This window comes from Nocardia sp. NPDC006982, assembly GCF_042869435.1.
In the GTDB taxonomy this organism is placed as follows: Bacteria; Actinomycetota; Actinomycetes; order Mycobacteriales; family Mycobacteriaceae; genus Nocardia.
Window position 1 is genome coordinate 194,736 of record NZ_JBIAFV010000004.1, and the last position, 23,164, is coordinate 217,899.

Annotated in this window: 23 protein-coding genes; 10 read left to right on the plus strand and 13 right to left on the minus strand. The window is 65.2% G+C overall.

Annotation, left to right across the window (positions count from 1 at the left end; translation table 11 throughout):
• Positions 1-537 precede the first annotated feature (537 nt).
• The 5 genes from ACFYOW_RS17900 (at position 538) to ACFYOW_RS17920 (ending at position 6,018) form a co-directional block, all read left to right on the plus strand.
• Entirely contained in the window at positions 538-1,068 is a 531-nt protein-coding gene (locus ACFYOW_RS17900; RefSeq protein WP_387289154.1) for an endonuclease domain-containing protein, read from the plus strand.
• 691 nt (positions 1,069-1,759) lie between these two features.
• Positions 1,760-2,701, plus strand: a complete 942-nt coding sequence (locus tag ACFYOW_RS17905) for an alpha/beta hydrolase (protein WP_387289156.1) — start codon at positions 1,760-1,762, stop codon at positions 2,699-2,701.
• A gap of 237 nt (positions 2,702-2,938) precedes the next feature.
• On the plus strand, positions 2,939-3,133 hold the full coding sequence (locus ACFYOW_RS17910; RefSeq protein WP_387289158.1) for a GNAT family N-acetyltransferase: 195 nt from the start codon (positions 2,939-2,941) through the stop codon (positions 3,131-3,133).
• 340 nt (positions 3,134-3,473) lie between these two features.
• Positions 3,474-3,623 (plus strand): hypothetical protein, encoded by a 150-nt coding sequence (locus ACFYOW_RS17915; RefSeq protein ID WP_387289161.1) that lies wholly within the window; start codon positions 3,474-3,476, stop codon positions 3,621-3,623.
• A 415-nt stretch (positions 3,624-4,038) separates the two neighbouring features.
• Entirely contained in the window at positions 4,039-6,018 is a 1,980-nt protein-coding gene (locus ACFYOW_RS17920; RefSeq protein ID WP_387289162.1) for a hypothetical protein, read from the plus strand.
• A 17-nt stretch (positions 6,019-6,035) separates the two neighbouring features.
• Here the strand turns inward: ACFYOW_RS17920 and ACFYOW_RS17925 are convergent, their stop codons facing one another.
• The 9 genes from ACFYOW_RS17925 to ACFYOW_RS17965 all read right to left on the minus strand — a co-directional run bounded on the left by ACFYOW_RS17925 (position 6,036) and on the right by ACFYOW_RS17965 (position 13,241).
• A complete protein-coding gene (locus ACFYOW_RS17925) occupies positions 6,036-6,428 on the minus strand; it encodes a DUF397 domain-containing protein (RefSeq protein ID WP_387289164.1) in 393 nt (130 codons plus the stop codon).
• Positions 6,349-6,798: a DUF350 domain-containing protein gene (locus tag ACFYOW_RS17930; RefSeq protein ID WP_387289166.1), complete on the minus strand. Its 450-nt coding sequence runs from the start codon at positions 6,796-6,798 to the stop codon at positions 6,349-6,351. Before ACFYOW_RS17930 ends, ACFYOW_RS17925 begins: the two co-directional genes overlap by 80 nt.
• Before the next feature lie 29 nt (positions 6,799-6,827).
• Entirely contained in the window at positions 6,828-7,991 is a 1,164-nt protein-coding gene (locus tag ACFYOW_RS17935) for a glutathionylspermidine synthase family protein (RefSeq protein ID WP_063042864.1), read from the minus strand.
• Positions 7,991-8,647, minus strand: coding sequence for a hypothetical protein (locus ACFYOW_RS17940; RefSeq protein WP_387289168.1), 657 nt, complete (start codon positions 8,645-8,647; stop codon positions 7,991-7,993). Before ACFYOW_RS17940 ends, ACFYOW_RS17935 begins: the two co-directional genes overlap by 1 nt.
• A 361-nt stretch (positions 8,648-9,008) precedes the next feature.
• On the minus strand, positions 9,009-9,287 hold the full coding sequence (locus tag ACFYOW_RS17945) for an acylphosphatase (protein WP_387289170.1): 279 nt from the start codon (positions 9,285-9,287) through the stop codon (positions 9,009-9,011).
• The gene (locus ACFYOW_RS17950) at positions 9,287-9,757 is read right to left on the minus strand and encodes an OsmC family protein (RefSeq protein ID WP_387289172.1); all 471 of its coding nucleotides are present in this window, start codon (positions 9,755-9,757) and stop codon (positions 9,287-9,289) included. The genes ACFYOW_RS17945 and ACFYOW_RS17950 overlap by 1 nt, the downstream gene beginning before the upstream one ends.
• Before the next feature lie 96 nt (positions 9,758-9,853).
• A complete protein-coding gene (locus ACFYOW_RS17955) occupies positions 9,854-10,561 on the minus strand; it encodes a response regulator (protein WP_387290050.1) in 708 nt (235 codons plus the stop codon).
• A gap of 29 nt (positions 10,562-10,590) precedes the next feature.
• A complete protein-coding gene (locus ACFYOW_RS17960) occupies positions 10,591-13,092 on the minus strand; it encodes an ATP-binding protein (protein ID WP_387289174.1) in 2,502 nt (833 codons plus the stop codon).
• Positions 13,089-13,241 carry a hypothetical protein gene (locus tag ACFYOW_RS17965; RefSeq protein WP_387289176.1) on the minus strand — a complete coding sequence of 51 codons (153 nt, stop codon included), beginning with the start codon at positions 13,239-13,241 and terminating at the stop codon, positions 13,089-13,091. The genes ACFYOW_RS17960 and ACFYOW_RS17965 overlap by 4 nt, the downstream gene beginning before the upstream one ends.
• 195 nt (positions 13,242-13,436) lie before the next feature.
• Between ACFYOW_RS17965 and ACFYOW_RS17970 the strand changes: the two genes are divergently transcribed.
• Genes ACFYOW_RS17970 through ACFYOW_RS17985 form a run of 4 tightly spaced genes read left to right on the plus strand, consistent with a single transcriptional unit; the run spans position 13,437 to position 18,397 of the window.
• Positions 13,437-13,706: a potassium-transporting ATPase subunit F gene (locus tag ACFYOW_RS17970; RefSeq protein WP_387289177.1), complete on the plus strand. Its 270-nt coding sequence runs from the start codon at positions 13,437-13,439 to the stop codon at positions 13,704-13,706.
• On the plus strand, positions 13,707-15,377 hold the full coding sequence (kdpA, locus tag ACFYOW_RS17975) for a potassium-transporting ATPase subunit KdpA (RefSeq protein WP_387289179.1): 1,671 nt from the start codon (positions 13,707-13,709) through the stop codon (positions 15,375-15,377). It abuts the gene before it with no gap.
• Position 15,378: 1 nt separating this feature from the next.
• On the plus strand, positions 15,379-17,508 hold the full coding sequence (gene kdpB / locus ACFYOW_RS17980) for a potassium-transporting ATPase subunit KdpB (RefSeq protein WP_387289182.1): 2,130 nt from the start codon (positions 15,379-15,381) through the stop codon (positions 17,506-17,508).
• 1 nt (position 17,509) lies between these two features.
• Positions 17,510-18,397, plus strand: a complete 888-nt coding sequence (locus ACFYOW_RS17985; protein ID WP_387289185.1) for a potassium-transporting ATPase subunit C — start codon at positions 17,510-17,512, stop codon at positions 18,395-18,397.
• Positions 18,398-18,445: 48 nt separating this feature from the next.
• Here ACFYOW_RS17985 and ACFYOW_RS17990 read toward each other — a convergent pair whose 3' ends face one another.
• From ACFYOW_RS17990 to ACFYOW_RS18000, 3 genes are all read right to left on the minus strand, one after another.
• Complete coding sequence (locus ACFYOW_RS17990; protein WP_387289187.1) at positions 18,446-18,631, minus strand: hypothetical protein; 186 nt, start codon at positions 18,629-18,631, stop codon at positions 18,446-18,448.
• Between the two features lie 81 nt (positions 18,632-18,712).
• Positions 18,713-20,851, minus strand: a complete 2,139-nt coding sequence (locus ACFYOW_RS17995) for a glycogen debranching N-terminal domain-containing protein (RefSeq protein ID WP_387289189.1) — start codon at positions 20,849-20,851, stop codon at positions 18,713-18,715.
• Positions 20,848-22,044: a glycosyltransferase family 4 protein gene (locus tag ACFYOW_RS18000; protein ID WP_387289191.1), complete on the minus strand. Its 1,197-nt coding sequence runs from the start codon at positions 22,042-22,044 to the stop codon at positions 20,848-20,850. The genes ACFYOW_RS17995 and ACFYOW_RS18000 overlap by 4 nt, the downstream gene beginning before the upstream one ends.
• Before the next feature lie 368 nt (positions 22,045-22,412).
• Between ACFYOW_RS18000 and ACFYOW_RS18005 the strand changes: the two genes are divergently transcribed.
• Positions 22,413-22,694, plus strand: a complete 282-nt coding sequence (locus tag ACFYOW_RS18005; protein WP_387289192.1) for a hypothetical protein — start codon at positions 22,413-22,415, stop codon at positions 22,692-22,694.
• A 1-nt stretch (position 22,695) separates the two neighbouring features.
• Here the strand turns inward: ACFYOW_RS18005 and ACFYOW_RS18010 are convergent, their stop codons facing one another.
• Positions 22,696-23,142, minus strand: coding sequence for a carboxymuconolactone decarboxylase family protein (locus ACFYOW_RS18010; protein ID WP_387289194.1), 447 nt, complete (start codon positions 23,140-23,142; stop codon positions 22,696-22,698).
• Positions 23,143-23,164 lie beyond the last annotated feature (22 nt).

A 23,164-nucleotide genomic window follows, 5' to 3' on the forward strand; every position in this document is an offset into this window, starting at 1 on the left:
CGATCACCATGCGCTGACGCAAACAAACACCGAGAGCCCCTCTCCGCCAAAGCAGTCTCGACGCCGAGGCGCAGGGGCTGCGGAGTTGGGCACTTGATCACCATGCGCTGGTGGAGGCAAATGTCGAGAGTGGCCGCCACCAGTGCATTCTCGGCTGATGTGTCGGTGGGGTGGGGGAGGATGTGGGGTATGGGGGATGTTTTGGATGGGCCGTTTCGGGGGTCTTGGGCGGTTGCGGCTGGGGTGGTTTCGCGGTGGGAGTTGCGGCGCGGGTTTGCTCGGTTGCTTCCGGATGTTTATGTGCGGCGAGGGTGTGGAGTGGGGGCTGTCGAGCGGGCCGTGGCAGCCGGGCATTGGGGGAAGGGTGAAGGTGTTCTGGTTGGGCGGTCGGCGGCGGCGCTGCATGGGACGCGGTGGTTGGATGGGGAACGGCCTGCGGAGATCGCGCGCGCCGGTTGCACCAGGGGGCCGCGTGGAATTGCGCTGCGGCAGGACGTTATTCCGGCGTCGGAATGCTGTGAGAGAGCGGGCTTTCGAGTGACTACGCCCGCTCGAACGGCCTTCGATCTGGGGCGGCGAGTGTCACGGGAGAATGCGGTGGTCGTCCTCGATGCCCTCTGCGCCGCAACCGGATTGCACACAGAAGAAGTTATCGAGCTGAGCGTTTTGCATCCGGGAGCACGAGGCATCGCGAGATTGCGCGAGGTGCTGCCGCTGGTCGACGGTGGCGCCGAATCCCCGCAGGAAAGCCGCACGAGACTGCTGCTGATCGACAACGGTCTCCCCCGTCCGGAGACCCAGATCGTCGTCCGAGATCACTACGGATCTTTCGTCGCCCGCGTGGATATCGGTTGGGAGCAATGGAAAGTCGCCGTCGAGTACGACGGCGCCCAACACTGGACAGATCCAGCACAGCGATCCAAAGACATCGACCGCCACGCCGAACTGACCGCCCTCGGCTGGCTGGTAATCCGAGTCAGCGCCGATCAACTCCGCACCCGCCCCCACATCATCCTCGACCGAGTCCGAACCGCCCTCCGCACCCAAGGCGCACATCTACACCCTTGACCATCATGCGCTGATGGCGGCAAACATCGAGATACCCACTCCCTCAGCACATTCTCGACGCCAGCGAATGCAGGTTAGGCGACATATCCAGTGCTAGCTGTGGGCACTCGGCGCGGTCGCGGAACTGGACCCTTGATCACCATGTCCTGATGGCGGCAAACATCGAGAATGCCCCTCCACCAATACATTCTCGGCCTCGGCGAATGCGGGTGAAGGCGACATGGCAAGCGAGTAGTGGGCAGCGTGGGTCCCTGCATTGCGCCCCTGCACCGCCCCACCTGGGTCATCCCCACTCCAAGCGCCGGATTCAGCGGCGGGGGCACGCGGTCCCGCCATGGCATGCAGACGGGCTTGGGGGTGCGCGGGTTTGAAAGGTGGGTGATGGAGGAGTCTCCGGACATCCCGGGGGATTCAGATGTTCACCATGTGCTGGTGGCGGGAAACGTCGAGAGGGACGCTCCACCAGTACATTCTCGACGCCAGCGGGCGCGGGTGTGGCGGCGCGGGAAGGGGCGTCGAGCAGGCGGGGCGGTGTGGGACGGAGCGGGCCTTGGACGATTACCGGGGATGCGGCGACGATGAGTCCTAGGCTGTGGCCGCGTATTACGGTGGCATGGAGCCGACGGGTGTATTCCGAAGATGTTGGTAGGCATTGGGTTTGCGGTTTGAACTTTGGTGGTATTGCGGAAGGGTGAGGGCTTCAAGGGTTTTGGCCTCGCTCGTGGGTGTGCTGGTGGCCAGTTTCGCGGTTTCTGTTCTATCTGTGCGTCCTGCTGTTGCGGCGCCGCAAGTGGTTGGTGAGACGCCGCTGGACGCTGCGGTTTCGCAAGTGGACGTTTACTCCCCCGCAATGGATCGGGTGGTGAGCAACAGGGTGATTCGAGCCGCGGGGGGTCCTGCGCCGACGCTGTATCTGCTCACTGGAATCGGTGGCGGCACCGATGGCATCTCGTGGTGGGACGATACCGATGTCCGGCAGTTCTTCGCCGATAAACACGTCAACGTGGTGATGCCGATCGGTGGCGCGTACAGCTTGTACACCGACTGGCTCAACGACGATCCGGCGGTCGGCCGGAACCGATGGCAGACGTATCTCTCCCGGGAACTGCCGGCCGTCCTCGATACCCGGCTCGGCAGCACCGGACGCAATGCGATCGCGGGTGTGTCGATGAGCGCGGGGTCGGCGGTGGATCTGGCGATCCAGGCGCGCGATGTGTACAGCGCGGTCGCGGCCTACAGCGGATGTCCGTGGACTTCGGATGCGCTCGGAGTCGCGATGGCCAGCGCGCAGGTGATCCGCGGCGGGGCCAATCCGGTGAATATGTGGGGCGAGCTGGGCCAAGGGATCTGGCGAATGCACGACGCGTTCGCCAATGCGGGTGCCTTGGCGGGTAAGACGATCTACCTCTCCGCCGCCACCGGCACCCCCGGCGCGATCGATGAAGGCGGACTCGGCTTCCCGCCGCTCGAAGCAATCGCCAGCTCGTGCACCGATGCATTCGCGGACCGGCTCAGCGAGCTCGGCCTCCCCGCCATCCACGTCAACCGCCCCGAAGGCTCCCACACCTGGGGCCAGTTCGAAACCGACCTCCACGATTCCTGGCCCCACCTGGCCCGAGCCCTCGGCGCATAACCGAGCCTGGCCCATCGCGCCGATAGTCTCCAGCCTGCCCGCGCACCGCTTCTCGCGCCGCGCATGTTTTCTGCCGCGCGAATTCGTGCGCGGCGCTGTCCTTACTCAGTGAAGTTGGCGAATCGCGCGTCTACGCGGCGAATAGCTCAACGTATGTGACGGATCTGGTTCTGCCTGCGACCCAGTCGCCCGCCGAATTCGATTGCTTTGCACGGTTGTTCCTGTTGTCCTGTCGCCATGGCCTTCCGATACCCAGACGAGGTTCCCCTCCTCACCGACGGCATGGTCACCCTCCGCGCGCATCAACAGGAGGATCTCGACGCAATGGTCGAGCAATGCCGCGACGTCGAGATGTTGCGTTACACGACCGTGCCACGCCCGTATAGCCGCGATGACGCCGCGGAATACCTGGACCGCACTGCCCGCAATTGAGAAGAGGACACACCAATTTCGAGCCGCGCATGGGCGATCACCAAGTCGGCACCTCGGGCAAGGATGCGATTCTGCGGCACTGTCGACGGCCTGGACGGTGCCCCGACAGTGCTGGTGATCGGCATACACGATCGCAGCACGATCGCGTCGCATTCGGGTCGAATGTGCAGTGCACAACTGCAATTGGGGCCGCTGGCCGCCCGCCGGTTGCTCGGTGTTCCGTTGTCGGAGTCCCCAACAGCACGCTGGAATTGCCGGAACGTCACCGGGACGCCTGCTCCGCCGGGACATGTCCCATTCGGCCAAGACAACACCGAGTGCGCGCCCATAGCCTTCTACCGTGCCTACGACACCAGCAGCCGTGCGTATCGCCGCCGCCGGCGTCGGTATCCACGCGATCAACCACCTGATCGTGCCGCTGATTCCGCCGGCGAACTGGACCGTCGGAACCGTATATCACCTGATCAGCGCCCGGTGCACGCGGCACTGATCCTGCCGATACTGCGGCGGCCGCAATTGGGCCCGCATCGCCATCACCGCCCTGCTCGGATGCCAGTTCGGCGGCGGCTTCGTCGTCTGGGGGTTGTTCCCCGAGACCGGCGCACACCTGGCCCTCATCGCCGGGTGGACGTTGTCGATCACGGTGCCGGCACTGTTGTGGGTCCCGCGATCGGCGAGCCCATCGTCATCGATCCGGTCGTGATTCGCCGTTTACAGGCGGTGGATATCTCCCCACAGTGTCTCGCGGGGATCGAGCGAACGCGCTGACATCGACAAGGTGGGGCACGGCTGAACCGGACGTGACAGCGAATCGGTGCGTGGCGCACCAGAACGTGCGCGGGCGGCATGCGGCGCGCGGCGCGAAGTTGTCGCGGGTCCAGGGCGTGACACTACGGTGGGGTGACATGGATACCGTTGCCGTGCCGAAGTGGGTTGGCGTCGCGCCTGCGCGGGTGGGTGGGGCAGGGCGGGGTGTTCTTGGCGCGGTGGCGTTTCTTGTGGTGGTGCAGTTGGTGGTTCGGGGGTGGGTGGCGGGGAGTGGGTTTTTTTATTGGGATGATCTGATTTTGGTGGGGCGGGCGGGGAGTTATTCGCTGTGGTCTGCGGATTTGCTGTTGTACAACCATGATGGGCATTTCATGCCGTTGGCGTTCGCTACGGCCTGGGTGGTGACTGCGGTTGCGCCGTTGACGTGGGCTGGGCCGGTGGTGTCGCTGGTGGTGCTGCAATTGGCGGCGTCGGGGGCGGTGGTGCGGATGCTGGTCGTGCTCATGGGGGTGCGGTGGGCGATTCTGGTGCCGCTGGGGTTCTATCTGTTTTGTCCGCTGTCGCTTCCGGCGTATGCGTGGTGGGCTGCTGCGCTCAATGCGCTGCCGCTGCAATTCGCGCTCGCGTGGGTGATCGGGGATGCGGTGCGGCTGGTCGAGACGGGGCGGCGGCGGTATGCGGTATCGGGAGTCGTGGTGCTAGGGGTGGCGCTGCTGTTTTTCGAGAAGTCGGTGATCGTGCCGTTCGCGGCGTTCGCTGTAGCGGTGCTCGTTCGGCACGTCGATGGTCTCGGATCCGCGCTGCGGGTCGTGGCGCGGCGTGGAGCGGCGCTTTGGGGCGGATCCGGTGTGGTGATCGCCTGTTGGCTGGCCGGATATCTGACGGTGGTGGATGTTTCGGCAGTACACACCAGTCCGGCGGAACTGCGCGACTTATTGCCCGGCGCAACGTCATTGGGGATTGTGCCGACGCTGTTCGGCGGACCGTGGAGTTGGGAGCGCTGGTTGCCGTCGACGCCGTGGGCGGATCCGCCGAGTTGGGCGGTCGTGGCGGCTTGGGTCGCACTGGGCGCGCTGGTGCTGCTGTCGCTGCGTGCCCGGCTTCGTGTGGGGCCGGTGTGGGTGACAGCGGCAGCGTACGCGCTCGTCGCACAACTGCCGGTCGCATTGGCCCGCAGCGGACCGAACACCGCCGCCGAACTGATGCAGTCCCTACGCTATTTCGCCGATATCGCCGTGGTGTTGACCGCCGCGGGTGCGCTGATACTGCGTGCTCAGCCGCGAGACAACGCTGCGAAGTTGCTTCCGGATACGCGCGACCGCACCGCTCGGTTGATGTACCGCGAGACTCCTTCCGATTCGCGGGACGCGGCGCGCGTGCCACAGGGTCGGGTCGCCGTGTTGCTTCCGGTGCTGGGTGGTCCGGCGGCCAGGTGGATTCTCCGAATGGGTGGTCGCATACCGATATTCGTGCCCGGATCGCGGGTCACGGCGGTGTTGGGGGTGGCGTTTCTGGTGAGCTGTCTTTGGTCTACTGCGGCTTTTGTGGAGTCTTGGCGGGTTAATCCAACGAAGACGTATGTGACGAATGTGAAGGCGGCGTTGGCGGAGGGTGATGGGTTGCCGCTGCTCGAGCAGGAGGTGCCGTGGAATGTGTTGAACCCGACGGCATATCCGCAGAATCTGACAAGTCGAGTGCTTGCGCCGCTCGCGAAGCCGACTACCTTTGCTGATTCGACTCCGCGGCTGCGGATGATTACTGATAGCGGGGAGATCGTCGAGGCGGCGGTTTGGTGGAATCGCAGTATTCTGCCTGGGCCCGAGGATGGCTGTGGGTATCGGATACGGGGGCCGCAGCCGAGCGATATTGCGCTCGACGGGCCGATGCTCGAACACGAATGGACTGTGCAGCTCAACTACCTGGCCAACGAAGACGGACGAATTACCGTCTCGTTCGAACACGGCGAGCCCGTGGGCGCGCCGGTTCGCAAGGGGTTGAATACCGTCTACGTTCGCGTGGTCGGCAGTGGGTCTATGCTCCGAATCAGTCCTCGCACACCAGGACTCGACGTCTGCCTCGGGGTTGGGCCCGTAGGAGTTGCCTCTTACGACAACTGACCTCTGGGTCCGATTGCCTATGGCCTGTCGGATGCGCTGCCTCGCGCCCTCGCGGTGAACGCATCCCACTCGCCCGGAGTGAAAACCAGCGCGGGACCGGTCGGGTTGTCGGAGTCACGCACCCCAACCATGCCGCACTCGAGATGCGCAACCTCGACGCAGTCTCCACCGCTGGTACTACGACTGCTCTCGAACCACTCGGCACCGGATAGATCCATGCTCACCCTTCCAGCTCCCTGACGATGGCCCCGATAAAGCGTCGGGTGTCGCGCTCGTTCAACGCTAACGGATTTCAGTGTGATCCGCCGCACCGGGATTGCACCCGAGGAACTACAGAATGGCGAAGGCGACAACCAGACCGAGCGCGAAATGCGCCGCGGCAACCACGAGAACCTCGGTGGTGTAGACATCGGATGCCAGCGCCGCGCCGATATCGATGCCGAGTGCCCGTTCGATGACCCGTACCGAAATCACCTGTGCGATGATGCCGACCAACCCGTAGACGCTCGCCGCGATGAGGCCCTCGGAGAGTTTGCCCGCCGAGGCGTAGGTCGCCAACACCACGATCAAGGCCATGCTGACCATGCCCGCGGCCGCGACGATGATGGCATTGGGTTTACCCGCGGCGACCAGCGCGCGCAGCTTGCCGGGTGTGGTCAGATCGATGGCGTAGAAGCCGACGAGCATGAGGGCCAAGCCGACGATGGCGTAGAGGACGATGGCTCCAACGCCGGTGCCGAGCGAGTTCCAGTAACCCGATTCGAGGGCAACTGCGGTCATCGTGATCCTTCCGAGGTGAGGTCGCGTAGTTACTGCGTAATGCGGTGCGGGACAAACGCCGAGCCGTCGTCGGTGATCAGTCCGGCGGTTTCGCGAATCCCGAGTCCGGCCGCGTTGTCGCCGACGATCCAAGCACCGAGGACCGGGCGCATATCGTCGAATTCCGGTAGTGGGTCGAGCAATTGGTAGACGAAACCCTCTTCGCCGTAGACCCCGCCGGTGGCCGTCTCCAGACCCGCGCCGACGATGGTCATATTCGCGCCCTCGCGCCCGAGCTTCGGCTTGCGAATGTATTCGGTGAGCTCATTGGGCTGGTCGAGGTAGGCGGGCAATAGATTCGGGTGCCCGGGATACATCTCCCACAGGATCGCGAGGATCGCCTTATTGCTCAGCAGGGTCTTCCACAGCGGCTCGACCCACATGGTCTGGGGCAGGCTCGCGACCACACGCTTTCCGAAATCGTCGTCGAGCACCCACTCCCACGGATAGAGCTTGAAGATCGCATCGATCGAACCCTCGGCCAGATCGACGAAACGCTCCAGCTCGCTGTCGAATCCGACGTCCTCGATCGGTAGCGCGATGGTGTCGAATCCGGCCTCGGCGGCGGTCTCCTGCATATACGCGGTGGTGACATTGTCCTCGCCGGTGGCGTCCGCGCCGGACCAGGTGAAATGCAATTGCGCCGAGGGCAGGATGTCGCGCAGCTCGGTCCAGCGCTCGACCAGCTTCTCGTGCAGGGAATTCCACTGATCGCCATCGGGATAGAGCGCGGTGAGCCAGTGCCACTGCACAATTGCCGCCTCCAGCAGTGAGGTCGGCGTATCGGCGTTGTACTCCAACAGTTTCGCCGGACGGCGCGCGTCGTAGCGCAGATCGAAGCGCCCGTAGACGTACGGGTCATTGCGCTTCCAGGATTCCGCGATCGGCCCCCAACTCCATTCGGGCAGACCGAAATCCTTGTACCGTTCAGTGAGCACCACATGCTCGACGGCATTCAGGCACATCGAATGCAGCAGTTCGACATCGGCCTCCAACGCGAGGATCTCCGACATCTCGAACTCGTAATGCACCGATTCATCCCAGTACGGCCTGGGCAGACCGCTCGCATCCCGGCCGGGCGAGCCGTAGACCAGCCCCTGGCCCTCGATGATCTGCTGCCAGCCGGGCCGCGGCGTAGCGCGCACGCGTCGCATTACGAACCCCCGCTGCTCTTGCTGCTGGTGCCGAGACCACCGCGGCTAACGGTGCTGCCGCTCTTGGTCGAGATCTGAGCGCCCTTGGGCTGCACCGTGGTTCCGCCGCTCGGCGTTTTGCCGACCGTGTTGTTACCGCCGTAGTAGTAGCGGTACTGGTGCCCGTTGTATATGAAGATCCCGTTGCTGCCGGTGTACGCGCCGGTCGTACCGGATCCGACGGCGGTCGAGGCGACCTCGCAGTCGTCGTCGGGCGCGACGACCTCCTGACCGTTCTGATCGATCACGGTGCAATACGCAGTCACCTGATCGGGTTTGGTTAGCGCCCGATAGGCGAGATAACCACCGCCGACCAGACCCGCGACGCCGACGATGGCGACACCGCCGATCAGTACGCGCTTGCGAGTGCGCTTCTTTTGCTCGGCGGCGGCCGTAGCGGCCTGCTGCGCCTCCTCCGCGCGCTTACGTGCCTTGTCACGCGCCCGCGCCTCGGCCACCGTCGGCGGACGCGGCTGAGTGACACCGGCCTCTTGGCGCTGGATACTGCCCCTTTGCGGCGGAGAACCGAACCGCCGCGGCCCGGTACCCGGCGGAGTCGGCCCGGCGCCCGGCGCACTATGACCAGCATCCGACGGACCAGATCCCCCGCCTGGCACGCCATGCCCCTCGCCCGGCGAACCCAACCTATCGCCCGACGAACCAGATCCACCACCCGCCGAACCAGATCCACCACCTGGCGCGCCCGACCCAGCACCCGCAGAACCAGACCCGGCACCCGCCGAACCAGCCCCACCGCCCGGCATGCCAGGGCCGTCCGCGGAACCAGACCCTGCACCCGGCGAACCAGCCCCACTGCCAGGCGAAAGCGGTTGCGGCGGTGTGGCTTCAGAGCCTGCGTCGCCGGCGGACGGGGGGCTAGACGACCCCGACTCCGGATCGGGCTCAGCCCGCCCCGCGTCGTCTCCCGCCCCCGGACCTCCCGTACTCAACGATCACATCGCTCGGTCGTCGAAACCACTACCGCTCCTCGAATCCGGACAAATCTCCCCGCGCGGGCTCCCAGCTTTCCACAACAAGGTCGACCCGACCAGGAGTATCTCCAGAACGCAGAAGATCCAGCAACATTTCGCACGCGGGTCGCGGACCTTCGGCCACCACATGCACCCGACCGTCGCGGGCATTGGTGGCGCTTCCGACCAATCCGAGCGCCAGCGCCCGCGAGCGCGTCCACCAGCGGAAGCCGACGCCCTGCACGAAGCCGTGCACCCACGCGCTGAGCCGAACCGATTCCGGCATCACGCGTCGATGGCGTCGATATCGAATGTCAGCGTGACCTTGGTGCCGGCCTTCAGCGTCCGGCCCACGGTGCAGACCTTGTCGATGGCGCGCTGCACGGTGACCAGCAGTCGCTCGCGGGCCTCCTCGTCCAATTCGCTGAGGTCCAGCTCGAATACCTCGTCGAGCTGCGGGTACACCTCGTTCTCGCGGTCGGCGTCGCCGGAGACGCGGATGGTCGCGTCGAAGGCGTCGCCGAGCTTGCGCGAGAGCGGGAAGTCCGCGCTCAGTCCGGAGCAGCCCGCAAGGGCGATCTTCAGCAGCTCACCCGGGGTGAAGGCCCCTGGCACGCCCTGCGATGCGATCAATACCTCGGCCCCGCGCGAACTGCGGCCGGTGTACGCCCTGGTCCCGGTGCGCTCGACCCACAGGGTGGTCGGCTCGGTCGCGGCGGCGGTGGTGGTCGCGGATGCGGTGGTCTGGTCAGCCATGGTCACGATCCTGCCATTCTCGAAACGGAACTCTCACCCCCGCCAACGCGGCACGTGCCCGAGCCCTTCCGCGAATCGCTGGTGATCTCCCAGACATCACTCCTGGAAGCGGTACCCCATTCCGGCCTCGGTCAGCAGATGCTTCGGATTCGACGGGTCGATTTCGAGCTTGCGCCGCAACTGCGCGAGATACACCCGCAGATAATGCGTTTCGGTGGCGTACGACGGCCCCCACACCTCACGCAGCAGTTCGCGCCGCCCGACGAGTTTGCCGCGGTTGCGCACCAGCATCTCTAGCATGCCCCACTCAGTTGGGGTCAGGTGGACCGTTTGCCCGTTCCTGGTGACCTTCTTCGCACTGAGGTCGACGGTGAACGATGAGGTCACCACGACCGGATCGGTGGCATCGGTATCGGTCGCGCCGCGCCGGACCGCGGCCCGCAGCCGGGCCAGCAGCTCATCCATGCCGAACGGCTTGGTGACATAGTCGTCCGCGCCCGCGTCCAGCGCCTCCACCTTGTCGGTGGAATCGGTCCGTGCCGAAAGCACGATCACCGGTGCGGCGGTCCAGCCACGCAGTCCGGCCAGCACCTCGATGCCGTCCATATCGGGCAGACCCAGATCCAGGATGACCACATCGGGATGCTTATCGGCCGCCGCACGCAATGCCGCCGCACCGGTGCCCGCGGTGATCACCTCATAGCCGCGCACCGACAAATTGATGCGCAGGGCGCGCACGATCTGCGGTTCGTCATCGACCACAAGCACCTTGGTCGACGGTGCTTCCTGCTTTTTGTCGGTCATTACGACTTCCTGTGCGGTCCGCAGTGTCGTCATCGGCTGCTCACCTCGGTTTCATCGGCAGGCAGGTCCACGATCATCGTCAATCCTCCGCCCGGCGTCGGTTCGGCGTGCACGGTGCCGCCCATCGCCTCGACGAAACCGCGCACCACCGACAGGCCGAGCCCGACACCGGTGGTGTTGTCACGATCGCCGAGCCGCTGGAACGGTTCGAATAATTGCTCCTCGGTGCCCGGCGGGACACCGGGACCGACATCGATCACGGCAATCGAGACCCGCTCGCCGTCGTGTTCCGCGGTGACCCGCACAGGCGTGTCGCGCGTCGAATGCCGCAGCGCGTTATCGATCAGATTGGCCAGCACCCGCTCGAGCAGGCCGCTGTCCGCGCAGACCGAGACCTCACCGACTTCCACCTTCACCCGATCCATCGCCGCGCGCCGCAGCCCGCGCGCGCCCATCCCGACGCTCACCAGCGCCTGATGCACGACCTCGTCCATGTACACCCGACGGAACTGCGGCTGCACCACGCCGACCGCCAGGCGCGACGAGTCGAGCAGATTGCCGACCAGCGCGGTCAGCTGATCAACCGATTCCTCGATGGTTTCCAGCAGTTCGACGGTGTCCTCGGGCGAGAACTCGATGTCATCACTGCGCAGACTGGAAACCGCGGCCTTGGCGCCGGCCAGCGGCGTGCGCAGATCGTGGCTCACCGCGGACAGCAGCGCCCGGCGCAACCGGTCGGCCTCGAGCAGGGCCGCGGCGGCACTGGCCTCCTCGGCCAGCCGGGACTGCCGGACCAGCCCGGCCGCCTGGTTCGCGACCGCGTTGAGCACCGGACGGTCGACCGCGGCGAGCGGTCGCCCGGCCAACAGCAGCCAGCTCGTCGCATCCCCCGCCTGAATCGCGGTCTCGGCCTCGGACGCTCGCTGCGGCGGACTCGTGCCGACCGCAGCGATCACTTCGTCGCCGCACTGCATGCTGACCGCGCGCAGCCCGTAGGTCTCGCGGACCTGCTCCAGCAGTTTTGGCAGATCCGCACCGTGCAGCACGGCACCGGCGAACAGGGTCAGCAATTCGGCCTGCTGGGAGGCTCGACGCGCCTGCCGGGTCTGTTTGCCCGCCACATCCACCAGCGCGGCGACCGCCACCGCGACGATCAGCAATACCACCACCGTGATGAAGCTGTCCGGTTCGGCAATGGTCAGGCTGTAGCGCGGATCGACGAAGAACCAGTTCAACAGCATGCCCGACAGCAGCGCCGAAAGTGCCGCGGGCACAACGCCACCGAGCAACGCCACCGCGACGACGCCGATGAAGAACACCGCGCTGAGCCCACCGAGCTGCAGATAGCCGTCCAGGAAAGAACAGATCACCGAGACCGCTGCCGGAACGAGTACCGCCGCGAGCCATGCGCGGATCGGCTGGCGCGGCATCAGCGAATAGCGGCGCAGCCCACGATTGGCCTCCTCATGCGTGACCATGTGTACATCGATCTTGCCGGATGCCTGCACCACGGCGGAGCCGATCCCCTCGTCGAGCATGCGCGCCCAGCGTGAGCGCCGGGACGTGCCGAGCACCAGCTGGGTCGCGTTCACCTCGCGGGCGAATTCCAGCAGCGTATTCGGCACATCGTCACCGGTGACGGTATGCAGCGAGGCATCCAGACTCGCGGCGAATTCCCGCAGCCGGGTCAGCCGTTCCGTCGATACCCCGGCAAGTCCGTCGCCGCGTACCACGTGCAGCAGGATCAGGTCGGCGCTGGATTTGGTGGCGATGCGGCTGGCCCGGCGCACCACGGTCTCCGATTCGGGACCGCCGGTCACCGCGACGACCACGCGTTCGCGCGCCTCCCACAGCTCGGTGATCTTGTGGTCGGCCCGGTATTTCGCCAGTGCCGCATCGACCTGGTCGGCCAGCCACAGCAGCGCCAGTTCGCGCAGGGCGGTGAGATTGCCGGGCCGGAAGTAGTTGCGCAGCGCCGCGTCGACCTTGTCGGCGGCGTACACGTTGCCGTGAGAAAGCCTGCGCCGCAACGCCTCCGGCGTGATATCGACCAGTTCGACCTGATCTGCGCTGCGCACCACCGCGTCGGGCACGGTTTCCTTCTGCTGGATGCCGGTGATCTGCTCGACCACATCGTTGAGGCTCTCGAGATGCTGCACATTGACCGTCGAGATCACGTCGATGCCCGCGGCCAGCAAATCCTCGACGTCCTGCCAGCGCTTGCCATGTTTGCTACCTGGGGCGTTGGTGTGCGCGAGTTCGTCGACCAGCACCACGGCCGGTGCGCGGCACAGCACGGCTTCCACATCGAGTTCGGGCAGTGTGGTCCCGCGATACGCCACCATGCGCGGTGGAATCCGCTCGATGCCCGCCAGCAGTTCCGCGGTCTTGGCTCGGCCGTGTGTCTCCACTACCGCAGCTACCACGTCGCGGCCGCGTTCGAGTCGGCGATGGGCCTCGCCCAACATGGCGTAGGTCTTGCCGACCCCCGGTGCCGCACCGAGGTAGATGCGCAGTTGCCCGCGTTTCACTCGTCCATCATCGCGCGATACGGCGTGTCGCCGAAGATCCGTACCCGTTCCGTAGCGCTATCCGAATCCTGCGCCATTACCGACAGCGCGCGAATGATCAGCGCGCAACAGACGAATCCGATGAGCACCGCGACCGTGACAGCCGACATGACGATCCTTTCACCGACCAATAGGACCCCGGTCGCGCTGGCATCCCCCGCATGGCCGGTCGATGAATTTCTACTCCCGTATCGGCCGCCTATCTGGATCTTTACGGTGTGTTGACGGGTTGACCCCCTACCTTGACGGCATCCTTTCACCCAGCGCCCGAGCCGTACCCGTAAACGAAGCGTCAATGCTCGTCAATGGGCCGCCAAGAACCCGTAAACAAGCTCCGCACCAGCTCGAATGACCGCTTGACTCACCCTGTCGCGCACCGTACCTGGAGCGCCAATGGAGGTTGTGTAAATGTCTGTCGTGGTGTTCACGGTGCTCACCGTGGCGATCTTCGCGCTACTGGGCCTGATCCAGCGCGGGGTGGAAAAGCTGTGATCGCGAACCTGATCGGCCTGGTCCTCGCCGTCCTCATCGCCGTCTACATGGTCGCGGCGTTGCTCTTCCCCGAGAGGTTCTAGTTGAACACGACCACCGCGGGGATCGCGTTCGTCGCATCCCTGATCATCGCGCTGGCCCTGGTACATGTACCGCTCGGCGACTACATGTTCCGGGTGTACAACGCCAAGAAGCACTCCCGCGCCGAGCGGGTCGTCTACAAGGCCATCGGTGTGCAGCCTGAGGTGGAGCAGACCTGGGCTGTGTACGCCCGCAGCGTACTGGCGTTCTCGGCGGTCAGCATTCTGTTCCTGTTCTTCCTCCAACTGATCCAGGGCAAGTTGCCGCTGCATCTGTACGATCCGGCCACCGAGATGACCCCGGCGCTGGCCTGGAATACCGCGGTCAGCTTCGTGACGAATACGAACTGGCAGAACTACTCCGGTGAATCGACCCAGGGGCACCTGGTGCAGATGGCCGGACTCGCGGTGCAGAACTTCGTCTCCGCGGCCGTCGGCATCGCGGTGGCGGTCGCGCTGGTACGCGGCTTCGCCCGCAGGCATACCGGCGATCTCGGCAACTTCTGGGTGGACCTGGTGCGCGGCACCATTCGCATCCTGCTGCCGCTGGCCTTCGTCTTCGCGATCATTCTCGTCGCCGGTGGCGCGGTACAGAACTTCCACCTGCACGATCAGGTCGCGCAGACGCTGAACGGCACCGAGCAGACCATTACCGGCGGGCCGGTGGCCAGCCAGGAGGTCATCAAGGAACTCGGCACCAACGGTGGCGGCTTCTACAACGCGAACTCCGCGCACCCCTTCGAGAATCCGACGACCTGGACCAACTGGATCGAAATCTTCCTGCTGCTGGTGATCAGCTTCTCGCTGCCGCGCACCTTCGGTCGCATGGTCGGCAGCAAGAAACAGGGCTACGCGATCGTCGCGGTAATGGGCACGATCGCACTGATCAGCGTCACCTTGCAGAATCTCTTCCAACTGCAGCACCACGGCACGGTGCCCACCGCGATCGGCGCATCGCTCGAGGGGGTCGAAACCCGTTTCGGCGTCGCCGATTCCGCGACCTTCGCCACCGCGACCACGCTGACCTCCACCGGTGCCGTCGACTCGTTCCACGATTCCTACACCAGCCTCGGCGGCATGATGACGATGTTCAATATGCAGCTCGGTGAGGTCGCGCCCGGTGGTACCGGCTCGGGCCTGTACGGCATGCTCATCCTCGCGGTGATCACCGTCTTCGTCGCGGGTCTGATGGTCGGTCGCACACCGGAATACCTGGGCAAGAAGATCACACCGCGCGAAATCAAGCTCGCCGCGTCATATTTCCTGATCAGCCCGCTGATCGTGCTGGTGGGTACCGCGGCCGCGATGGCCATGCCGGGGCAGCGCTCGGGCATGCTCAACGTCGGACCGCACGGGCTCTCGGAAGTGTTGTACGCCTTCACATCCGCGGCGAACAACAACGGTTCCGCGTTCGCTGGTCTTTCGGCCAATACCGAGTGGTACAACACCGCACTGGGCCTGGCCATGGTCTTCGGCCGCTTCCTGCCGATCATTTTCGTACTGGCCCTTGCCGGTTCGCTCGCTCAGCAGGGTCAGACCCCCGAATCGATCGGCACGCTGCCGACGCACCGGCCGCAGTTCGTCGGCATGGTCGTCGGCGTGACGGTGATCCTGGTCGCGCTGACCTTCCTGCCCGTGCTCGCACTCGGGCCGCTCGCCGAAGGAATCCACTGATATGTCCACTACGACAGCCGTACCGGTCCAGCCCAAACGTGGCGTCCGCAAGGGTGTGCTCGATCCGAAGATGCTGCTGACCTCCATTCCGGACGCGGTCCGCAAGCTCGACCCGCGCACGATGTGGCGCAATCCGGTCATGCTCATCGTCGAGATCGGCGCGGTCTGGTCGACGGTGCTCGCGCTGGCGAAGCCGACCTTCTTCGCCTGGGCGATCGTCGTATGGCTCTGGCTCACCGTCGTATTCGCCAATCTCGCCGAGGCGGTCGCCGAAGGACGCGGTAAGGCGCAGGCCGATACGCTGCGGAAAGCCAAGACCGACACCATGGCTCGGCGTCTGGTCGACTGGTCGCCGGGTGCGCGGATCGTCGAGGAGAGCGTCGGGGCTCCGGCGCTGCAACGCGGCGACTACGTCATCGTCGAGGCGGGCCAGGTCATTCCGGGCGACGGCGATGTCGTGGAAGGCATTGCGTCGGTGGACGAATCGGCCATTACCGGCGAATCCGCGCCGGTCATCCGGGAGTCCGGCGGCGACCGCTCGGCGGTCACCGGAGGTACCACCGTGCTATCCGATCGCATCATCGTCAAGATCACCCAGGAGCCGGGCGCGAGCTTCATCGACAAGATGATCGCGCTCGTCGAGGGCGCGTCACGGCAGAAGACGCCGAACGAGATCGCGCTGAGTATCCTGCTCGCCGCGCTGACCATCATCTTCGTCTTCGCGGTTGCGACACTGCAGCCATTGGCGATCTTCTCGAAGTCGAACAACCCCGGGGTGGCCGATACTTCGGCGCTGGACGTGCACGGTGTCACCGGCATCGTGATGGTCTCGTTGCTGGTATGCCTGATACCGACCACGATCGGCGCGCTGCTGTCGGCCATTGGTATCGCCGGCATGGACCGCCTGGTGCAGCGCAATGTGCTGGCCATGTCCGGCCGCGCGGTCGAGGCCGCCGGTGACGTGAACACCCTGCTGCTGGACAAGACCGGCACGATCACCCTCGGCAATCGGCAGGCCTCGGAATTCGTGCCGATGCCCGGCATCTCGGATGACGAATTGGCCGATGCCGCACAGCTTTCCAGCCTCGCCGATGAGACCCCCGAGGGTCGCTCCATCGTGGTCTACGCCAAGCAGGCGTTCAACAAGCGCGAGCGCACCCCGGGTGAGCTGACCGGTGCGACCTGGGTGGAATTCACCGCCCAGACCCGCATGTCCGGCGTGAACCTGCAGGACGGGCACCAGTTGCGCAAGGGAGCGGCCAGCGCGGTCACAGACTGGGTTCGCGCACAAGGCGGGCAGGTCCCCGGCCATATCGGCGTGATCGTCGACGGGATCTCCGCATCCGGCGGCACGCCGCTGGTCGTGGGTGAGGTCGATGACGAAAAGGCCCGGCTACTCGGCGTCATTCATCTGAAAGACGTTGTGAAGCAAGGCATGCGGGAGCGTTTCGACGAAATGCGCCGAATGGGCATCCGCACCGTGATGATCACCGGTGATAACCCGTTGACCGCCAAGGCGATTGCCGATGAGGCCGGTGTCGACGACTTCCTCGCCGAAGCAACGCCCGAAGACAAACTGGCGCTGATCAAGCAGGAGCAGGACGGCGGTCGCTTGGTCGCGATGACCGGTGACGGCACCAATGACGCGCCGGCCCTGGCCCAGGCCGATGTGGGCGTCGCGATGAACACCGGCACCTCGGCCGCTAAAGAGGCCGGAAATATGGTCGACCTGGATTCGGATCCGACCAAGCTCATCGAAATTGTGGAGATCGGCAAACAGTTGCTCATCACCCGCGGTGCACTGACCACCTTCTCGATCGCCAATGACATCGCGAAGTACTTCGCGATCATTCCCGCGCTGTTCGTCGCCCTGTTTCCGGGCCTCGACCTGCTGAACATAATGCGGCTGGCCAGTCCACAGTCGGCGATCCTTTCGGCGGTCATCTTCAACGCGCTGGTCATCATCGCGCTGATCCCGCTGGCGCTGCGCGGTGTGCACTACCGGCCGAGCAATGCCTCGAAACTGTTGAGCCGCAACCTGACCATCTACGGTCTCGGCGGCATCGTCGCGCCGTTCATCGGCATCAAACTGATCGACCTCGTCGTCCAACTCCTCCCCGGGATGTCCTGATATGCGTATGTCGACTTGGATCCGGCAGCATCTGGCCGCGCTGCGTGCGCTGCTGGTGCTCACCGCGATCACCGGAATCGTCTATCCCGTCGCGGTTTTCGTGATCGCCCAGATTCCCGGCCTGCACGACAAGGCGGACGGGTCACTGATCACGATGGATGGCAAGGTCGTCGGTTCCAGCCTGATCGGGCAGTCGTTCACCGATAAGGACGGCAACGCACTGGTGCAGTACTTCCAGAGCCGTCCGTCGGCGGCGGGCGACGGCTACGACCCGCTGTCCACCGCGGCGTCCAACCTCGGCCCGGAGAGCATTGTCGATACCCTCGACGCCGATCCGGCGAAGGTGAAGTCGAGTCTGCTGTCGACCGTGTGCGCGCGCAGCAAGACGGTCGGCGACCGTGAGGGGGTCGACGGCAGCCGTCCGTTCTGCACCAAGGACGGTGTCGGCGCAGTGCTTTCGGTGATCGGACCGCGCGACGCGGATGGTGAGGTAGCGCACCCGGTGCAGGTCGTGAGCGTCAACGAGGCGTGCCCGGCGAGGCCGTTCCTGGCCACGTACAAGGGTGTCCAGGTCGAATGCGCCAAGCCGGGCGAGGACTATTCGGTCGGCCGGATCGTCCCGATCATCGGCGACGCCTCGACCGACACACCGGTGCCCACCGATGCGGTCACCGCCGGCGGCAGCGGTCTGGACCCGCATATCTCACCGCGGTACGCGGCCATCCAGGTCGCGCGAATCGCCAAGGCCCGCAATATCTCCGAGGATCAGGTGCGCGCACTCGTCGACGCGCACACCGACGGCCGAACCCTCGGCTTCCTCGGTGAACCGCGTGTGAATGTGGTCGAGCTGAATCTTGATCTCGACAAGCGGTACCCGATGCGCGGCTAGCGACCGAGCGCTCATTCCCCAGCGGGAATGGGCGCTCGGCCGATTCGTTCAGTTGTCCTCGACGCAGGCGAAGCAATACGCCGACGCGGCGAGATACTGGCGGCAGTCCGGACCGTGGCCCGCATGCGTACTGCAGATGAAACGCGCCAGGTCCAGATCGAGATCCATCGGCTCGGCACTGCAATCACGGTGCTGAGTGCTCCACAGATCCCGGCGATCCAGTGATGTCTGCATTGTGCGCCTCCAGCCTGTTGGTATTCAGTGGAGAAGCGAACCAATGTCCTTACATTGGTGGATTACCCGATCCGGCGCCGTTCATCGCGTAATCTGCCAATCATCGGGCAGCCGCACCGTGGTGACCTGATCGCCCTCGGCCACGAGATCCACGGTCGCCGAACCCAATCGCAGATCGCTCAGCGTGACCGTGCCCCATTGCGGCGGCAGTTGCGGTCTGACTGTGAGCGTGCGCGATTGCGCGGCCGGATCCAGTCCGAGGAACGAGCGCACCAGCAATAGCGGTGCCGCGCTGGCCCATGCCTGCGGTGAACAGGAGGTGGGATACGGCACCGGAACCGCGAACTGATCACGCGGAAATCCGCAGAAGAGCTCGGGCAGCCGACCACCGAAAGATGCCGCCGCATCGAGTAATCCGCCCGCCAGCCGGGTGGCGAGTTCGACCGCGCCCGGCACCTGCCGGTAGCGCAGCAGGCCCGCGACGGCGATCGCGGTATCGTGCGGCCAGACCGATCCGCAGTGATAGCTCATCGGGTTGTAGGCGCCCATCGACGAGGCGAGGGTGCGCAGCCCGAAGCCGGTGTCCATTTCGGGACCGGAGAGCCGCCTGACCATTTCGGCGGCGTGCTCGTCACTGGCGATGCCGGTCCAAAGACAGTGCGCCACATTGCTTGTCAGCGCATCGACTTGACGTTTACGGCCGTCGAGCGCGACCGCGTACCACCCCTGCTGCGGCAGCCAGAACTGTTCGGCGAATTTGCCGCGCAGTTCGGCGGCCCGCTCACGCAGCCGGGTGGCCGTACGCTGATCGTCGAAGGCCTCGGCCAACTCCGCCCGGGACAGCAGTGCGGCATACGCATAGCCTTGCACCTCGCACAGCGCGATCGGCGCCTCCGCGAGATGTCCTGCGGCATCGTTGATTCCGTCGAAACTGTCCTTCCAACCCTGATTGACCAGGCCGCGATCGGTGGCACGGCGGTATTCGACGAAGCCGTCGCCGTCACGATCGCCGTAATCGGTGATCCACCGCACCGCGGCGTCGGCGGCGGGCAGCAGTTCCCTGATCACCTCCGAATCCGCACCCCACCGATGACATTCCGCGAGCAGCATGATGAAAAGCGGTGTGGCATCGGCAGTTCCGTAATAGGTACTGCCACCGAGCACATGTCCGCTCGCGGGGCCGCGCCGCATCTCGTGCATGATCCGCCCCGGCTCCTCCTCGGTGAGCGGATCGATGCGCTGCCCTTGCAATTCGGCCAGCTGCTGCAGTGTGCCCAGCGCGAGATCCACTTCCAAGGGCAGCGCCATCCACGCGGTGAGCAAACTGTCGCGGCCGAACAGGGTCATGAACCAGGGCGCACCCGCGGCCACGAACGGGCGACCCTCGCCGGATTCGTCGTGAATCTGCAACGCGCCCAAGTCGCTTTCCGAGCGGCGAAGCACCTGGGTGAGCACCGGATCCGCGGAAGTGATCTTCGTCGCGGTGTGTCGCCACGCCGCCATCTTGCGGCTCGGTGCGCTGAGCCCATGGTGCTCCCCCGGCGCCAGCGGCGCCTGGACGCGTTGATTGCCGACGGTCGGCTGGGCAATGATCTCGGTCTGCCAGCGTTCGCCGGGCAGTACGACCACCCGCCAGAGCAGGGTGCCGGGCAGAACGGCGGGCTCGACGGTCGCCGAAACCGTAAGCCCGCGCATCCGATCGGTGCGGTCGTGCAACAGCAACTCGCCTTCGGCCACGGTGACCTCGGCGCGGCCGTGCGCGACGCGGCCCTCCTTGACCGCGAACAGATCGACGAAATCCGCGTCGACATGCAATTCCAGAGTGACCGCCGTGGCCTCCCGGCCCATATTCTCCAGGGTCAGAATCTCGTGCATGCCATCGGCGATGAGGCGTTCGCGCACCAACAGCAGGGTGCTGTCGGCCTGTCCGGCCTGCGGTGGCCGGCGCAGCACGAATCTGGCGGCGAACGCCTCCGGGCTGAGCACCGACAGCGATTCGGCCGGTTGGCCGTCCACCAGCAGTTCCCAGCGGGAGATGACGCGGGCGTCGCGGAAGAACAACCCGTGCGGATGTCCCGGTTCGACATCGCCGAGCCGATTCGACAGGCAGAAGGTACCGCCCTCGACCAAGGTCACCGAATTGCCGCAACCGCCGAGACCGGTCGGCTCACCGGAATTCAGTGGTGCGGGATTCGACGCGGCGCCTGCGTCTGCGGTCATACTCGTTCGCTGGCGGGAAGACGGACCGGCACCGTCTCATCGAGCAGCAGTGCCGCACGCGCATGGCGCCGCGAGCGCAGGAGCTGGTGATAGACCTGCTCATAGCCGCGCCCAAGCGTGCCCGCGCCGAAGTTCGCCTCGACGTGCGCACGGCACGCGGCCGGATCCAGCTGGCTCGCCTCGTGGATCGCGGCGGGCAGTTCGGAGGGATCATCACAGATCCGACCGGTCACGCCATCGACGATGACCTCGGCAACGGCACCGCCGCGTAGCGCGACAACCGGTGTGCCGCAGACCATCGCCTCGATCATCACCATGCCGAATGGTTCCTCCCAATCGATGGGGAACAACAGGCAGCGCGCATTCGCGAGCAGTTTGCGCTTGGCCGACGCATCCGCGAGTCCGAAAAGGTGATCGCGATCGGTGATCAGTGGGCGCACTTTTTTCTCGAAATACGCCCGCTCGGGGGCCTCGCTGCATTTACCCGCGAGCACCAGCGGAATACCGGCCTCGTGGGCGGCTTCCAATGCGAGATGCGTGCCTTTGGTTGCGGTGAAGCGGCCGAGAAACAGTGCGTAGTCGCCTTTTTCGGTTTGGTAGGGCCACTGGTCGACATGTAGTGCATTGTGTACGCGACCAACCCAATTCAGATCGGGCGCCAATTCGCGCTGCCGATCACTGATCGCGACCAGCGATACTTCCTGGCCCAATTCGCGGTAGTAGTGGTAGCAGTCGCCCTCGTCGACCGGCCCGTGCACGGTCACCACCGTTGGTAAACCCAAACCCATATACGCCGGGGCATTCAGTGGTCCGGCAAAAGTGTGGTCGTGCACCAGGTCCACGCCGGAGGTTGCGGCGACCTGTTCGATCGCCCTACGCACCTTCAGAGCGTGCACGACCTCGGGAAACGGCTCTCCGAGCCGTTCGGGTAGTGCGCGATCCCACACCGGAACGAATTTCGCGGTGGTGCCGGGTTCACCGGCGCCGAACAATGTCACGTCGTGCCCGCGCGCGACCAATGCGTCGACCAAATCGGCGACTACCGCCTCGACTCCGCCATAGGCCTTCGGCGGTACGTCGAAATAAGGCGGAACAACCATCGCAATGCGGAATCGTTCGCCGACGTGATCGGTAGACAGCAAATCCGAAGCGGCAATGTGCGCCGAATTCGGCGCGATCAGACCTGCGCTCATGACCATCCTTCCAGGGACAACCTTGTGCACATCCACCCAGCACTTCGGTGCGCTGGGCGCCGAACGTGTTGGCCGCCGCGGCGGAGGTGAAGACTGGAGCCTGCACCGCCGTCCATGAAGGCTTGGTTGGCCTGGTCACGCCGATTGGCATGAACAGGGGGGCCGCACACAGACGTACCTTATTTCTGGGTGTTCAAACCACGCAGTCGGTGTGAAATCTCAGCATTTGGGATGAAATGGCCCATTATCCGGAGTTGATATCAAGGGGACTTACCGAACTATCGAGGGTCCCGAGATAGGCGGGAAGCAAACGAATCCGGTGTCCGATTGCTCTACCGTCTTGTTATACGCATACATATAATATGCGCATGTTCGATCCCATCACTCTTGCCATCGGGGCCGGAATCGCCGGTGTCGGCTGGGCGGTCGGGCGGTTCGGCAGGCGCTCGCCCGCTGGATCCGCAGTCGCCCGGTGCGGCTGTGGCCACGACCTGGCGCTGCACGATCCGGAGGCGGGCACCTGCCATGCCGAGCTGGTCCGCAAGACATACGGCGGCCCCGTATGGGTGCAATGCGGTTGCCGACGCTACACCGGTCCGGTCCCGGTCGAGGATTACTTCAGCAGACCGATCATGCCCTCGGACGACTGACTCACGACTCGGCCGGGGCGGGCTGCATGCGCAGCGGCACCCCGATCCGGTTCCACAGGTTGATCATCGCGGTCACCGCGACCAGACCGGCCCGCGCGCCCTCCTCGAAGTTCTTCTCCACCTCGGCCCAGATCTCATCGCTGACACCGTGTTCACCGAGCCTGGTGACCGCCTCCGCGTAGGCGAGGGCGGCGCGTTCGGCCTCGGTGAACTTCACCGACTCGCGCCAGGCATCGAGGTAGTAGATCCGCTGTTCGGTCTCGCCCGCCATCCGCGCGTCGGTGGTGTGCATATCGATGCAGAACAGGCAGCCGTTCATCTGGGAAACGCGGATCTTCACCAGCTCGCGCACCGTCGAATCCAGCGGCCCGCGGCGGATCGCCTGCTCTGCGGCGTACCAGGCCTTGTAGATCTCGGGCGCCACCTCGGCGAGTTGCATGCGTGACATGGGTCGTCCTCTCTCGAAATCG

Excerpts from the sequence above, each read along its gene's own strand:
- ACFYOW_RS17910 (WP_387289158.1), top strand. The coding sequence starts at position 2,939 with ATGGCCTTCCGATACCCAGACGAGGTTCCCCTCCTCACCGACGGCATG.
- ACFYOW_RS17920 (WP_387289162.1), top strand. The coding sequence starts at position 4,039 with ATGGATACCGTTGCCGTGCCGAAGTGGGTTGGCGTCGCGCCTGCGCGG.
- ACFYOW_RS17925 (WP_387289164.1), bottom strand. The coding sequence starts at position 6,428 with ATGTCTACACCACCGAGGTTCTCGTGGTTGCCGCGGCGCATTTCGCGC.
- ACFYOW_RS17930 (WP_387289166.1), bottom strand. The coding sequence starts at position 6,798 with ATGACCGCAGTTGCCCTCGAATCGGGTTACTGGAACTCGCTCGGCACC.
- ACFYOW_RS17935 (WP_063042864.1), bottom strand. The coding sequence starts at position 7,991 with ATGCGACGCGTGCGCGCTACGCCGCGGCCCGGCTGGCAGCAGATCATC.
- ACFYOW_RS17945 (WP_387289170.1), bottom strand. The coding sequence starts at position 9,287 with ATGCCGGAATCGGTTCGGCTCAGCGCGTGGGTGCACGGCTTCGTGCAG.
- ACFYOW_RS17950 (WP_387289172.1), bottom strand. The coding sequence starts at position 9,757 with ATGGCTGACCAGACCACCGCATCCGCGACCACCACCGCCGCCGCGACC.
- ACFYOW_RS17955 (WP_387290050.1), bottom strand. The coding sequence starts at position 10,561 with ATGACCGACAAAAAGCAGGAAGCACCGTCGACCAAGGTGCTTGTGGTC.
- ACFYOW_RS17965 (WP_387289176.1), bottom strand. The coding sequence starts at position 13,241 with ATGTCGGCTGTCACGGTCGCGGTGCTCATCGGATTCGTCTGTTGCGCG.
- ACFYOW_RS17970 (WP_387289177.1), top strand. The coding sequence starts at position 13,437 with ATGGGCCGCCAAGAACCCGTAAACAAGCTCCGCACCAGCTCGAATGAC.
- kdpB (WP_387289182.1), top strand. The coding sequence starts at position 15,379 with ATGTCCACTACGACAGCCGTACCGGTCCAGCCCAAACGTGGCGTCCGC.
- ACFYOW_RS17985 (WP_387289185.1), top strand. The coding sequence starts at position 17,510 with ATGCGTATGTCGACTTGGATCCGGCAGCATCTGGCCGCGCTGCGTGCG.
- ACFYOW_RS17990 (WP_387289187.1), bottom strand. The coding sequence starts at position 18,631 with ATGCAGACATCACTGGATCGCCGGGATCTGTGGAGCACTCAGCACCGT.
- ACFYOW_RS17995 (WP_387289189.1), bottom strand. The coding sequence starts at position 20,851 with ATGACCGCAGACGCAGGCGCCGCGTCGAATCCCGCACCACTGAATTCC.
- ACFYOW_RS18000 (WP_387289191.1), bottom strand. The coding sequence starts at position 22,044 with ATGAGCGCAGGTCTGATCGCGCCGAATTCGGCGCACATTGCCGCTTCG.
- ACFYOW_RS18005 (WP_387289192.1), top strand. The coding sequence starts at position 22,413 with ATGTTCGATCCCATCACTCTTGCCATCGGGGCCGGAATCGCCGGTGTC.
- ACFYOW_RS18010 (WP_387289194.1), bottom strand. The coding sequence starts at position 23,142 with ATGTCACGCATGCAACTCGCCGAGGTGGCGCCCGAGATCTACAAGGCC.